Annotated in this window: 13 protein-coding genes; 8 read left to right on the top strand and 5 right to left on the bottom strand. The window is 36.7% G+C overall.

The window, feature by feature from the left end; translation table 11 throughout:
- Window positions 1-370 precede the first annotated feature (370 nt).
- Window positions 371-499 (top strand): hypothetical protein, encoded by a 129-nt coding sequence (locus ACIQXW_RS03860; protein WP_340825097.1) that lies wholly within the window; start codon window positions 371-373, stop codon window positions 497-499.
- A 72-nt stretch (window positions 500-571) separates the two neighbouring features.
- Here ACIQXW_RS03860 and ACIQXW_RS03865 read toward each other — a convergent pair whose 3' ends face one another.
- The gene (locus tag ACIQXW_RS03865; protein WP_402759993.1) at window positions 572-1,015 is read right to left on the bottom strand and encodes a MarR family winged helix-turn-helix transcriptional regulator; all 444 of its coding nucleotides are present in this window, start codon (window positions 1,013-1,015) and stop codon (window positions 572-574) included.
- A gap of 118 nt (window positions 1,016-1,133) precedes the next feature.
- Here ACIQXW_RS03865 and ACIQXW_RS03870 point away from each other — a divergent pair, with 118 nt between their 5' ends.
- Window positions 1,134-1,721, top strand: coding sequence for an NAD(P)H-dependent oxidoreductase (locus ACIQXW_RS03870; protein WP_402759995.1), 588 nt, complete (start codon window positions 1,134-1,136; stop codon window positions 1,719-1,721).
- 47 nt (window positions 1,722-1,768) lie between these two features.
- Here the strand turns inward: ACIQXW_RS03870 and ACIQXW_RS03875 are convergent, their stop codons facing one another.
- Genes ACIQXW_RS03875 through ACIQXW_RS03885 form a run of 3 tightly spaced genes read right to left on the bottom strand, consistent with a single transcriptional unit; the run spans window position 1,769 to window position 5,285 of the window.
- A complete protein-coding gene (locus ACIQXW_RS03875) occupies window positions 1,769-2,839 on the bottom strand; it encodes a HAMP domain-containing sensor histidine kinase (RefSeq protein WP_402759997.1) in 1,071 nt (356 codons plus the stop codon).
- The gene (locus ACIQXW_RS03880) at window positions 2,836-3,516 is read right to left on the bottom strand and encodes a response regulator transcription factor (protein ID WP_340826492.1); all 681 of its coding nucleotides are present in this window, start codon (window positions 3,514-3,516) and stop codon (window positions 2,836-2,838) included. The genes ACIQXW_RS03875 and ACIQXW_RS03880 overlap by 4 nt, the downstream gene beginning before the upstream one ends.
- Before the next feature lie 17 nt (window positions 3,517-3,533).
- Complete coding sequence (locus tag ACIQXW_RS03885; protein WP_340825090.1) at window positions 3,534-5,285, bottom strand: ABC transporter ATP-binding protein; 1,752 nt, start codon at window positions 5,283-5,285, stop codon at window positions 3,534-3,536.
- 198 nt (window positions 5,286-5,483) lie between these two features.
- Between ACIQXW_RS03885 and ACIQXW_RS03890 the strand changes: the two genes are divergently transcribed.
- Window positions 5,484-6,260, top strand: coding sequence for a MerR family transcriptional regulator (locus tag ACIQXW_RS03890; RefSeq protein WP_402759999.1), 777 nt, complete (start codon window positions 5,484-5,486; stop codon window positions 6,258-6,260).
- A 109-nt stretch (window positions 6,261-6,369) separates the two neighbouring features.
- Here the strand turns inward: ACIQXW_RS03890 and ACIQXW_RS03895 are convergent, their stop codons facing one another.
- Window positions 6,370-8,244 (bottom strand): multicopper oxidase family protein, encoded by a 1,875-nt coding sequence (locus tag ACIQXW_RS03895; RefSeq protein ID WP_402760001.1) that lies wholly within the window; start codon window positions 8,242-8,244, stop codon window positions 6,370-6,372.
- A gap of 456 nt (window positions 8,245-8,700) precedes the next feature.
- On the opposite strand from ACIQXW_RS03895, the gene ACIQXW_RS03900 reads away from it, so the two are divergent.
- The 5 genes from ACIQXW_RS03900 (at window position 8,701) to ACIQXW_RS03920 (ending at window position 14,380) form a co-directional block, all read left to right on the top strand.
- Window positions 8,701-10,122 (top strand): tetratricopeptide repeat-containing diguanylate cyclase, encoded by a 1,422-nt coding sequence (locus ACIQXW_RS03900; protein WP_402760002.1) that lies wholly within the window; start codon window positions 8,701-8,703, stop codon window positions 10,120-10,122.
- 421 nt (window positions 10,123-10,543) lie between these two features.
- Window positions 10,544-11,026, top strand: coding sequence for a cell wall elongation regulator TseB-like domain-containing protein (locus tag ACIQXW_RS03905; protein ID WP_340825084.1), 483 nt, complete (start codon window positions 10,544-10,546; stop codon window positions 11,024-11,026).
- Between the two features lie 16 nt (window positions 11,027-11,042).
- Complete coding sequence (locus ACIQXW_RS03910) at window positions 11,043-12,236, top strand: pyridoxal phosphate-dependent aminotransferase (protein ID WP_340825083.1); 1,194 nt, start codon at window positions 11,043-11,045, stop codon at window positions 12,234-12,236.
- 28 nt (window positions 12,237-12,264) lie between these two features.
- On the top strand, window positions 12,265-13,560 hold the full coding sequence (asnS, locus tag ACIQXW_RS03915; protein ID WP_340825082.1) for an asparagine--tRNA ligase: 1,296 nt from the start codon (window positions 12,265-12,267) through the stop codon (window positions 13,558-13,560).
- Between the two features lie 91 nt (window positions 13,561-13,651).
- Window positions 13,652-14,380, top strand: a complete 729-nt coding sequence (locus tag ACIQXW_RS03920; RefSeq protein ID WP_340825080.1) for a DnaD domain-containing protein — start codon at window positions 13,652-13,654, stop codon at window positions 14,378-14,380.

The raw sequence follows: 14,380 nt of genomic DNA on the forward strand, positions 1-14,380 counted from the left end.
GGTATTTTGCCATTTACATAAATGTGATAAATCCAAGCAAACTCTTTCCTGTACAAGCAGAACAACGATAAGACGTTGTGAAACAATGAACTTTAGTGCATGGGCAGGTGAAAATTGGTGATATCTTTTTTAAAATTTAAAGTATGTAAACCAATTGTTGAGTTACATTGTAAATAAACAGATATTCTATATTTAAATAATACGAACAATTTCTGAATTATTTAATTATTATATATTTTTAACTTTTGTTAATTTTAATGATTTGATAAGATAAAAGTAATATATAACATAAAAATATACGGGAGGTCTGTACTATGAAGTTTCGGTATTCTTTGATATACAAAATTTAAAAAAGGAGAGAATTTTAATAATGCCAAAATTACTTGTTGGAGATATATTTGCATTTTTTGCTACATTAGTCGCAATTTCAATTCCACTAACAATTATTGGTTTATTAATCTACATAGCTAAACTAATTAAAAACCTCGAAAAAAGGTGACCTCAAATCAAATTGCATTTGAGGTCACACTTATAGTCTGTCCTAACAATTAACGGAAGTAAATCATGCGTCTTAAAGCTTACCTTGTTGTTTAAAAACCTTCTGCTGCAAAATATCTAATGCGTGCTTAATTTCTTCTAAATCTTCTTCTGAAACATCTTGAATAAGGTGTTGAAAACGGACTTCAATACATCGAAATGCCTCATCCATCATTTGTTCCCCATCTTCGGTGAGGCGCACATAATGTTTTCTACGATCCTCTGTATCACTAATTTTTTCAATTAAATTTTTCTCTTGTAGTTTCTTAAGCTCTCGACTTGTATTCGGTAACGACATTTGCTGACAATCACTAATTTCAGTAGTCGTAACAGGCTGGCTTACTTTTATATGTTCAAGAATTTTATATTGAACAGGAGTTATGGCGTCCGTTTTAACGTTTTGTGTTAACTCATTTGTTACTTGATGAACGGTTGCTGTAAATGTAACAAATTGATTGAATAATGCATTCTTGTCCAAATATCTCACCTCTTACTGACAAGATAACAAATAACTTATCTTAAAACAATTATCATTTGACAACTAAATAAGTATTGCGTATTATTTACTTATCAAATGATAAGTAATGGAGGCAGTTATGAAAACATTAATTATTTATACGTATCCAAATCATCAAAGTTTGAATTATTCTTTTTTGCAGGAAGTTGTTAAAGGATGCAATGAAAATCCGTACATAAATGAATTACAAGTGGTTGATTTATATGAAGAAAAATTTGATCCGATTTTACATTTTAATGAACATAGACGACGTCGTGATATGTATCTTGATCCAAAACTAGAGAAATATAGAGAACAAATAACTTGGGCAGATAAGATTGTTTTTGTTTATCCAATTTGGTGGGGAAGACCGCCAGCAATGCTTTTAGGCTATATTGATCAATTATTTGCATCTAATTTTGCCTATAGAGATAAAAAGGGATTGTTTCCTGATGGTCTCTTAAAAGGGAAGTCAGTCGTTTGTGTTTCGACTATGAAAGGCCCTACTAAATATCCGCTTTTATGGTTGAATAATGCTCACAAAGTATTGATGCGAAAAGCATTGTTTAATTTTGTTGGAATTAAGAAAGTGAAGTTTTTTGAATTTGGGAATATGGAAAGTAAAAAGGGAGGACAACAAAAAAAGTTAGCAAAAGTTTATCAGTATTTTAGACAAGTAGCGTATTAGAAGAAGCGAAAGAGCATAGGGGTGAACAACTTTCACATCCTATGCTCTTAATTATTTGTATCAACACTATCTAAAGGGAGTGTTATCAAAAATTTTGTATGTTCAGCAAGTTTGCTTTGGACAGTAATAGTACCTTTGTGCATATCAATAATTTTTTTTACAATGGATAATCCTAGCCCGCTACCTCCGTTTGCAGCGATTCTTGATTGATCTGCTTTATAAAAACGTTCAAAAATATGCTTTTGTTGCTCATCTGTTAAGCCGATGCCGTTATCACGAATGCTCACCATCACTGTGTCATTTTGGGCGGTCATCAAAATACGGATTTGACCATTATTATGAGTAAATTTGATGCTGTTACTGAGTACATTCATCCACACTTGGTTCATTAAGTCCTCATCAGCCTTAATCGTTATGTTTTGTAATTGAATATCAATATCAATCTGCTTTTCTAACCAATTAGGCTCAAGAGCTAAAACAACATTACGCAACTGTTTATCTAGTCGATAGTACTTCGGTTCAAATGGATGGTGCTGTGATTCTAATGACGTTAGCTTTAACAAATTATCACTGATTTTTGATAGACGATGACTTTCCATTTCGATAATGGCTAAATAGTGCTGACGTTTCTCTTCAGTTAAATCCATATTTTTTAATGCCTTTGCAAAACCATTAATAGAGGTGAGAGGCGATTGAATTTCATGCGAAACATTTGATATAAATTCTTGACGCATACGTTCTAATTCGCCTAATTCAACAGCCATATGATTAATCCCACTAATTAGTTGGCCAAAATGATCATTTTCATCATCAGACATTTTATCTAACTGTACATTGAAATCTCCTTTAGCCATTCGTCCAATGGCATCAACAATCGTATCCCAATAATTGTGCTGTCTTTTTAAACCAATTAAAAAAATGCAGGCGGCAGTACAAGCAAATAGTACAAATACACCAAGAACTGTAGTTAATTGTCGCCAAAAACCTTGGAAATGTATGTCTACTCGCTGAAATAGCCAAGAAGTTACGTGGAAGGAAATAAAGGCAAATAATATATTCGCTAACAGAAACATGATAAAAATCATTAGGAGCTTAAAGAAAAATTTCCAATATTTCATAGTGCTAATTCCAAGCGATAGCCAAGTCCACGAATCGTACGGATAGAGAAGCCACTTTTTTCTTCAGGGAATCGTTCACGCAACCTTTTAATATGAACATCTACGGTACGTTCATCGCCTTCATAGTCAAATCCCCAAATTTCTTCAATTAGCTGCTCACGGGAAAATGTCTTTCCCGCATAACTTGCTAATGTAAATAATAGGTCGAATTCTTTTAGACGTAACGTAGTGCTTTCACCGTCATACAATAGTTCATATGTATGGCGATTCATTTTAACATTTCCAATTTCAATCGTTTGAGAGAGCGCAATACGATACCGTTTTAAAATGGATTTAACGCGAACAATTAATTCGACAGGCTCAAATGGTTTGACTAAATAATCATCTGTCCCTAGGTTAAATCCTTTTACCTTCTGTGCTGTTTCACCTTTAGCGGTTAGCATCAAAATCGGTAAATCACTGTTGAATGTCCGGATTTCCTTACATAATTGCCAACCGTCCATTTTAGGCATCATAATGTCCATAATCACCATGTCGATTTTTTCTGTATCCAATTTGGACAGTGCATCTACACCGTCCAATGCTTCAATTACGTCAAAACCTTCATTTTGTAAAAATACTTTTACTAATTCTCTAATATGGTCATCATCATCCACAACTAATAGTTTTGTCATGATAACAAATCCTTTCGTCTTTAATCTTTAATGCGCAATTGTTGTTTAGCAAACTCTCTATACATATCGTGTGTTTCAAATAATGTATCATGTGTCCCACAGCCTGTAATATGGCCTTTCTCTATAAATAATATTTGGTCGGCATCTACGACAGTAGAAAGACGGTGGGCGATTACGAGTGTTGTTCGTCCTTGCATTAAATTATCCAGTGCTTTTTGTACGTAAATTTCTGAATTACTATCAAGGCTAGAAGTCGCTTCATCTAGCATTAAAATTTGAGGATTACGTAACAAGGCTCTCGCAATCGAAATTCGTTGTCGTTGTCCACCTGAAAGCTTTATTCCTCGTTCGCCGACCTCGGTGTTAAATTTATCTGGCAGTTCATTGATAAATTGATCGGCGTAGGCCATTTTTGCAACTCGTTCAAGTTCCTCGTCTGAAACAGCTCGGGCAATGCCGTAACAAATATTTTCACGAATCGTTCCTGATAGAAGCGCACTTTCTTGTGCGACATAGCCAATTTGATTTCTCCACGAATGAAGTGAAAATGTATCAATCGGTGTATCGCCAAGTGTAATCAAGCCATTTGTTGGTTGATAGTAGCGTTCTAACAGCGCAAAAGTCGTCGTTTTTCCTCCGCCACTCGGCCCGACAATGGCTGTGACTTTACCTGGCTCAATTGTAAAGTTGATGTTTGATAAAATTGGTTCCTCTCCATAAGCAAAATCTACATTTTGGACATGGATTGGTTCATGTACAGTATCTAATTGTCGTCCTTCATAAATGTTTTCTTCTTCATGCTCAAGTAATGCACTGATACGTTCTGTAGCGCCCATCGCTTTTTGGAGCTGGGTAAAGAACATCGTTAATTGCGTCATCGGCATAATGATTTGAATTAAATATAAAATAAAGGCAACCATATCTCCAGCTGTAAGTTCACCAGATGAAACACGAACACCGCCATAGCCAATGATTGCTACAAGCACGCTCATTAGTACGAATGAAATTAAAGGTGAAATAAGTGCATGGATTTTTGCTTCTTTCAGACCGAAATTAAATAGATTAGTAATGCCTTTTTTGCCACGTTCATATTCGATATTCTCAGCATTTGAAGCTTTTACTAAACGTGTCTCAGGCAACACTTGATTGAGAATAGCGGTAAATTTAGCGGTTTCGTCTTGCATACCTTTTGAAATGACAAACATACGCTTTCCTAATAGCATTAAAATAATCATCGCGAGAGGAACAGCAATGAGCATAACTAATGTCATTTTCCAATCTAAAAATAATAGAATGATGACAGAACCGACAATCGAAATAACACCTGTTAAACAATTTGCAAGATGTTCAGTTATTAGCTCTTTTACTACAGCGGTGTCATTTGTTACACGACTTAACGTCTCACCAGTATCGTTATCATCATAATAAGGGATTGGTAAATGGAGCAATTTGCGCCATAATTGATCTCTCAATTTTGCCACAACCTGATGACCAACGCGATTTAAAAAATAAATGGAAAGTCCGCTGGCGATGGCTTGCACGATAAAAGCTATTCCTAGTAAAATAATTTGCCAATAATTAAGGGATTGTAACGAAAAGCCATCTACTAATTTTTTAGTGAACAGTGGCACGATAAATCCTACGCCAGTGGTCGCTATACTCATACATAAAGCGATTATTAACAAAAGCATCGGTGGCTGCGCCTGTTTCACAAGCCCCACAAAGCGCCGCCAATTTTTTATTGGTACTTCTTTAGTTGTTGTGTTATTCATTAATAATTATCCTCCTTGATTACGCTAAACAATAGAATCATTGTTTGTGTGACTTTACTATAGCATGCATTTATGAACTGAATATGAAATGAAAATAGCGTGCTAAATTAGAGTGACAGGCACTCAAACAATTCTGAAAAATTCTTGACCTTCAAGTAACTTGAAGGTTTATCATTGATATTGAAAGGTGTGTCGCTCTTGCATAACTATATGACCATTCAGGAATTTTCAAATAGAACAGGAATTTCAAAAAGTACATTGCGTTTTTATGAATCGAAAAATTTATTGTTGCCAGTAGAACGGAGAGGAAATGGATATCGCGTATATGCAACACATCAAATTGCAATAGTGAAATTGATTACCACTTTGCGTATAGCAGACGTACCTATTAAGGACATACAACATTATTTACTAGAAAATGACGAAGTAGCTCGTCAAACAATGATGGATAATTGGATTCGTACTTTAAGGAAAAAACGGGAGCTCATCGATGTTAGCTTAAGGTTTTTAGAAAGTGATTCCATTCGAGAGGATATCTATCTAATCGATAAAAACAAAGAAAAAATAATTTGGTTCATTGAGCAATCCACAATGGGGAAGTTTGGAGAGCATTTTGCGAAAAGAGCCAATGAATTAAAGCAAAACAATATTCAAATTAACAGCTATTATGTAAATTATTTATCAGGACAAGATGTGATAAAAGTACAAATCGGTTTTGGTGTAACAGAACATACAAATATAGATGGATTAACGGATGATAATTTTATTGAGCATATGCCTGCTTGTATCTGTCTAGCGCTACCATTCAAAGAGCATCTGACGGAAATAAAAGAGGGATATCAAAAATTACTACAATATGCCCTTGAACATAGTTGGGTGCCAACCCGTTCAATTCTCGAGTGGTACCGAGGGGAAGACTTTACACAATTAGATTTATTATTGCCTGTCATTCAATTGGAGCGAAGTGAGAGATGAGGAGTGAACTAGCTAAACCTATCAAATTTTACAAACCGAGGTATTCGACAGTGTGAACGTCAAATACCTCGGTTTTTTATTTGGCATTATACAGGCAAGATGCAGATTACTACGAGCGTCTTCTCCGCCATCTACTTGCCATATTAGGTTGTGTTTGGCTGCTTTTTGAAGGATAAATTGGTATAGGTACAAACTGTGAGACATTTTGTGTATGAATGGCATCGTGTGGCAATGTCTCTTTAGTAACTGACAAATCATGCTTGTTAGCCACTGTAGGTGCATGCTGTGTTGGATCGGTTGTCGTAGCAATGCTATGAGTACTATTCAAAAGTGGGGCAGTGTTCTCATTATTATTTGGAATTGTTGTTACTGTGGCTGTGGCACTATGGTTTGCTGGAGTATGCTCTATTTCGACATGTGGCTCCGATACGGGATGAACATCTTTCATTACTAGAATTGGTCGCATCATATCATGATCCTCGTGCTCAAGAAAATGGCAATGCCACATGTAATTTCCGATATGGTCTTTCCAATGCATAATAATCTTTGTAACCTTCCCTGCATCAGCTTTTACAGTATCTTTCCAGCCTCTCTCAAAATCACGTGGTTCTTCAGCTGGACCAGTAAATTCAAGCCTTCCTTCATTTTGATAGAGCTCCACATCGAATGGCCGTCGTTCAAGTATTTTAAATTGGATTAAATGTAGATGGATAGGGTGTATAAATGGAGTGGCATTAATAAAATTCCAGACTTCTATACTATCAAGAGCTGGCTTTTCAGTTGCGGGATCATGGTACATACGGTCATTTAATAATAGCATTGGTCTTCCAAAATCATCTGTCGACGCACTTAAAGGTAAGTTGCGTTCAATATGTGCATGGTGCGGATGTAAATCCATTGAAACGGCAAGCCTTTCAGGAATTTCGCTCGTATCTTCACAGCGCAGTGGGCAATTCACTTTAAATTGCATAATTACGCTCGTATGCTCGTCAACAAAATCTGTATCCCCATTAATTAATGTTATTTCCTGGCCTTCACACTTTGAAAAGTCAATAATGACATCCGTTCTTTCAGCAGGCAATAATTCCACAGAGTAAATTTCGTTAGGGGTTGTTAAAAAACCACCATCTGTTCCAAGCTGGATCATAGGCTGCTCATTAGAAAGGCTGATGACATAGCCTCTTCTATTCGAGCCATTTAGAAAACGGAAACGATATTTCCGAGGCTCAACATTTAAATAAGGCCATACTTTACCATTCACAACAATTGTATTTCCCACAAAGCCCGGTGTAATCGATGGATGAACTGGCACGGGGAAAGGTGGTTCATCAGGATAGAAGAGAGAGCCATCTTCATTAAAGGATCTATCCGCAATTAATAGTGGATATTCATAATCACCGCACGGTAAGTTTGAGCGCTCCTCAATTGTATCTCGAAGCAAGTAGAAACCTGCAAGACCTGCGTAAACATTTAAGCGCGTTAATGCCATTGCGTGGTCATGATACCACAACGTTGTACCTGGCTGATGATTCGTGTATTCATGTATTTCTTTATTGAATTTCGGACCAGTATACACAAAGTCTCTTGTATACCAAGCTTCCGGATGACCATCACTTTCCCAGTCAACGTTGGCTCCGTGAAGATGTGTTACCGTTCTAACCTCTTGTGAATCGTTGGCTGCATGGAGAGTAAAATCTACAGGTAAAAAATGCTTTAAAGGTAATTGATTTTTGTATTTGACATAAATCGTTTTGTCTTTTGAGGCCTCAATGGTTGGTCCTGGGTAAAGTCCGTTATATCCCCAAATAGTGGATTTCGGAAAGTTTTTATGAAAACAATGTTCCGCTTCCATCATCTGCAACTCATAATATTCTTTCTTCGGCTGGCCGCTACTGTATTTTGGCTTTGCAGTAACAGGCTTCGGTAGTTCATCTACAAATTTAGGAATTGTTGCTGGATCTGATGGATTAATATTTTTATTCACAACATCACGTCCCTCACGTTTTTACAAAAAAATACTCAATCAACTACAATATATGGGTAAAAACAATGAGAAACGAGGACAATAATGGAATTATTTGTGCTAATATATATAAAAAAATATTGAATGTAAAAAATTCCTGCAAATAAGCTGTTATTCTAGCCCTGTATTAATTACACGTAAACGGAAGTAAGTTGATGGAGTAAAGGTTAAAGGTAATCGCGAAGACAGGTGAAATGTCATTTCAATCAAATACAATTGCTTCGTTTTTTGTGACTATAGAACATGGCGTGCACTCCAGTCTAAAATATTATCATTCGATATATTTAGTAATTTATGGGATATGCTTGAAATGACGGACGAGGACATGGACTTCGCTTATAATTAATGTATAGGCTAACTGCTACATTAAAGTATTAAGGATAAGGAAAATTCCGAGCATAGAGAAGTGGTGATTATTTGGAGTTAACATTAGAAGAATTAAATAAAACAATCATGGAAATGCGGACGAAAGGGCGTTTAACAGAAGCTCTAAATCTTGCTGAACAGGGACTTTTAGTAGCATTAGAAAATGATAATCATAAGCATGGACTAGATTTATTCTTCCAAAAAATATTAATTCATCATGCTCTAGGCGATACATTAAGCATGGTGAGCCACATCCATGACTATGAGGCGTGCTGCCAAAAGTACGGCACGACAAAGGATTTTATGAATTATTATCTTGTTATGTCTTTAATATACGATTTAGTTGGTGTCAGAGAAAAAACAGTGGAAATGACCAAAAAATCGATTGAATTTGCTACACAGCTAAAAGATATTAAAATGCTTGTACGTTGCTATAGCAATCTGTGTTATCTTGAAGTTGAAAATGGCTGTTATCAGGAAGCGCTTAATGCTGCATTAATTGCAAGGAATTATAATAAGGAGCTTGAGAAAACACAGCCTGAATTGGCGAAGCTACAAGAAATCCGCATTAATAATAATATGGCTGATGTGTATATTCTAGAGGGCGATTTTGTCACTGGTCAAGCATTATTGGATCATACATTGAATTCGGATATTATTCAAAATCATAAACGAGAAAAGGTAGCCGCCTTGTTTGGCTATGGCTTTTTATATGAACATCAACAAAAGCTAGAAGAAGCGGTGAAATATTATAAGCAAGCGATAGATTTAGCGCAATCATATGGTGATAATCCAATTACAAAAAGGGTCATGCGTATGCTGTTAAACGTTCTCTATCAATTGGATTACCGAAATGAGATTTTTGATGTGCAACGAGCTTATATAGAGCTTACAGAAAAAATGAGTGCTGACAATTTGCTTCAGCAAGTCATGAACTTAGATTTTAATAGACAAAAAGAGAAACTGGAAAAAAGGGCACTCTATGATCCTTTAACTGGTGTCCTTAATCGTCATTTTCTTGATAGTGAGCTAAATGATTGGTTAAAGGAGGCACAAATTTCTCAGCAATATGTTTGCGTCATTGTCCTCGATATCGACTATTTTAAAGCATACAATGATAAGTATGGTCACTTGTTGGGTGACATGGTGCTACAGCTCCTTGCTACTGGATTAAGGGATTTTTTACGTAATGAAGATGCGGTCATTATACGTTATGGTGGAGATGAATTTATCGTTTGTCTTCGTCATGATAATCAATTGTTTATCAATGACTTTATTAAGGAGCTACATGCCTATATTTTAACTTTAAAAGTAGAACAAGACTTTGATAGTTATCCGTTAAAGATTAGTTTAGGCGCCTGTATGAATGACCAAGAAAATTATGAATACATTCAGCTTTTTAAGCAGGCAGACCGCAACTTATACAAAGCGAAAAATAATGGTCGTGCAAACTATGTCATCAGCTCAATATAAATAAGTCTATCAAATGATATAGCCTCGTTCCCACTGTCGACAAAAGGCAGTGGGAATATATTTATATATGACTTTTATCCTTTTGGGTATAGTAAAAAAGTTATTTTTTTACAAATGCACACCTTTCTTTAGTGTGAAAAAAATAGGAACTTTTGACGATAAAGTACAGTCTTTTTAAGTGGAAGAGTAAAAAATGAAAATCACTCCTCGAATCATTTGAAAACGCTGGTTTATCAACGTACAATAAATGAAATTAGCAAACACGACAAGAGAATTTTGGTGTATAATGTTGTGGTATGAGGAAAGAAAGCAGGTTGACAAAAATGGTAAGCAAAATGAAAGTGTGCGCAGTTATAGACACACAAAAATATCAGGCATTCTTAGCGAAAAAAAAGCTAGGTGTGAAACATAAGGTGAATATATGAAAAACTGGTTGATTTTCATTTCTGTCTTTATGGTTTCCTTGTCACTTGTCATTAGTATTTTAGTACTCTGGAAAGCCGAGGCTCCATTTAGTTCAATTGAAGAACAGGCTGAACAGTTGGCGCTTGATGCCAAAGCCCTAGCAATTGTCACGGAGTCATACACATATAATGGCAAACATTCGTATGTTACTGTGTTCGGGGTAGACGAATACGGTGACAAAAAGGCTGTCTTTGTTCCAACGAATCTAGAAGAGGATTCCATTCAGGAAGTATTTTTGAAAGATGGTATTACGGAAAAGCAAGCATTATCGGTTTTTAAAAATGAAGGAAATGTCCAAAAGGTGCTTCATATGAAGTTAGGCTATGAGGAGGTAGGGGCTGTTTGGGAAATTTCTTACCTAAATAATCACGATAAACTCAACTATGTCTATATTTTATTTAAGGACGGCGACTGGTGGAAGCGCATTAAGAATTTATAAGAGGAGTAGATCCCGAATGAAAAAATTATTAGCAGACCGAGTGAAAACTTTAACACCATCTTCAACATTAGCAATTACTGCAAAAGCAAAAGAATTAAAAGAGCAAGGTATTGACGTAATAGGACTAGGTGCTGGTGAACCCGACTTTAACACACCGCGCAATATTCTAGATGCGGCTATTGAATCTATGGAAAAAGGTTTAACTAAATATACCCCTGCTGGCGGTCTGCCAGTGCTTAAGAAAGCTATTATTGATAAACTTCAACGCGACAACAATCTTACATATAAACCGAACGAGGTTATCGTAGGCGTTGGGGCAAAGCATATTCTTTACACTTTATTCCAAGTAATTTTGAATGAAGGCGATGAAGTAATCATCCCTATCCCTTATTGGGTATCGTATCCAGAACAAGTGAAATTAGCAGGCGGTGTGCCAGTATATGTTGAAGGGACACGTGAACAAGGCTATAAAATTACTGCAGATCAATTACGTGCAGCTGTTACCGATAAAACAAAAGCAGTTATCATTAACTCGCCAAGCAATCCATCTGGTATGATTTATTCTCGCGACGAGCTAGCAGAACTTGCTGCTGTTGCAGAAGAAAAAGATATTTTAATCGTGTCAGATGAAATTTATGAGAAGCTTGTATACAATGGTATTGAGCATTTTTCAATTGCGCAACTTTCAGACGCAATGAAAGCACGTACAATCGTAGTAAATGGTGTAGCAAAATCTCACTCTATGACAGGCTGGCGTATCGGATATGCAGCAGGTGATGCAGACATTATTAAACCAATGACTGACCTTGCTTCACACTCTACTTCAAACGCAACAACAACTGCACAATATGCAACAGTGGAAGCGTATAATGGACCTCAGGACACAGTAGAAGAAATGCGCCAAGCATTCGAATCTCGTCTTGAGAAAATTTATCCACAAGTTAGTGCAATTCCTGGCTTCAATGTATTAAAACCGCAAGGCGCATTTTATTTATTACCAGATGTAGCAGAAGCAATGGCACATACTGGTTATGATTCAGTCGATGCATTTGCTGCGGATATTTTAACAGAAGCAAACGTAGCAGTGATTCCAGGCTCTGGCTTTGGTGCACCAACTACTATGCGATTATCTTATGCTACATCTTTAGAATTATTGGAAGAGGCAGTCCGTCGTATTGATGCATTTGTAAAATCAAAATGGCAAGACTAATCCTTCTAACCAACTTTGGAGGATTTCTATGAAAAAAATTATGATTCAAGATATGCCACAGCATATCGGAGAAACAGTCAAGCTAGGTGCTTGGTTAGCTAACAAACGTTCAAGTGGTAAAATTGCTTTCTTACAACTACGTGATGGTTCTGGCTTTGTACAGGGCGTTGTTGTGAAAGAAGAAGTAGGCGAAGAAATTTTTGCAATTGCAAAGGGTATGACGCAAGAAACTTCGATGTACGTTATTGGAGAGGTGAAAGCAGACGAACGTTCAAGTTTCGGCTGTGAGCTAGCAGTAACAGGAATTGAAGTGTTACATGCAGCAACAGATTTCCCAATTACACCAAAAGAGCATGGCCCTGAATTTTTAATGGATAACCGCCACTTATGGTTACGTTCTCGTAAACAACACGCGGTAATGAAAATTCGTAACGAAATTATTCGTGCAACTTACGAATTTTTCAACAACAATGGTTTTACAAAAATGGACCCACCAATTTTAACTGGATCAGCACCTGAAGGTACTTCTGAGCTATTCCACACAAAATATTTTGAAGAAGATGCCTATCTTTCTCAATCTGGTCAGCTTTATATGGAAGCGGCTGCGATGGCGTTAGGAAAAGTTTTTTCATTCGGTCCAACGTTCCGTGCTGAAAAATCTAAAACACGCCGTCACTTAATCGAGTTTTGGATGATTGAGCCAGAAATGGCGTTTGTAGAATTCGAAGAAAACTTAGAAGTACAAGAACAATATGTGGAGCATATTGTGCAGTCTGTTCTGGCAAACTGTACTCTAGAATTAGAGCGACTTGGTCGTGATACATCGACGCTTCAAAATATTAAAGCGCCATTCCCTCGTATTTCATACGATGATGCCATTAAACTATTACATGAACAAGGTTTTGATGACATTGAATGGGGTGATGATTTCGGTGCGCCACATGAAACAGCAATTGCGAATTCATTTGACAAACCTGTATTCATTACGTGCTACCCAACAGGTATCAAACCATTCTACATGCAACCACATCCAGATCGTGATGATGTAGTATTATGTGCCGACTTAATTGCGCCAGAAGGCTATGGGGAAATTATCGGTGGTTCAGAGCGTATCCATGACTATGATTTATTAAAAACTCGTCTTGAGGAACATAATCTATCATTAGATGCTTACGCATGGTACTTAGAGCTTCGTAAGCAAGGATCAGTACCACATTCTGGCTTCGGTTTAGGGCTAGAACGTACAGTGGCTTGGATTTCTGGAACAGAGCATATTCGCGAAACTATTCCATTCCCACGTCTATTAAACCGTCTATACCCTTAATCGGTTAGCAACAAACGAAAACAATTTAAAAGTCGCGTAGTGAAATTTCTACGCGGCTTTTCTACTTACTAGAAAAAGGAGTCATGTCTACATGAATACAAAAAATAATCGACTCCGTACATGGACCGAGCAGAGAACTATACAAATTCCTCAGCTCTTTTTTCAGTTTTATAAGGAGTTAAATATTGAGGATGATGAGGCGCTGATTGTCATGCACTTACTTGCCTTTCATGTGGAAGGAAATGATTTTCCTACACCAACAGATTTGATGAATCGTCTTACGATGCCTAGTAATGATATTACTTCTCGCTTACAGCGTCTAATGCAAAAGGGCTTTCTTGAGATTACACGTGATGTCGATTCAAATGGCACGCTATACGAAAAATATTCGGTGTACCCTCTTTGGGAACGTATATTGCAGATGATCGAAATGAAAGAACAAAAAAATTCAGCAGCTACACTTCGTCAAGAAGAGGGTGAAGTATTCCGTTTATTTGAAGAGGAAATGGGGCGTCTTTTATCTCCTTTAGAGCTAGAAAAAATCGGTTTTTGGCTAGATGAGGATAAGCACAGTCCTGCGCTTATTAAAGAGGCGTTAAAGGAAGCTGTGTTTGCTGGTAAATTGAGCATTCGCTATATTGATCGGATATTATTGGAGTGGAAAAAGAAAAATATTACGACACCACAAGCTGCACATAAACAAGGCGAACAGTTCCGTGAGAAACAAAGCTTGAATAGACCGCCAGCACGTACGTTACAGCAAGAAACACAGTCGACAAACAGAGTACCATTTTATAACTGGTTAGAAGAAAGAGAATAG

Source organism: Lysinibacillus sp. NPDC097162 (genome assembly GCF_044762185.1).
GTDB lineage: Bacteria > Bacillota > Bacilli > Bacillales_A > Planococcaceae > Lysinibacillus.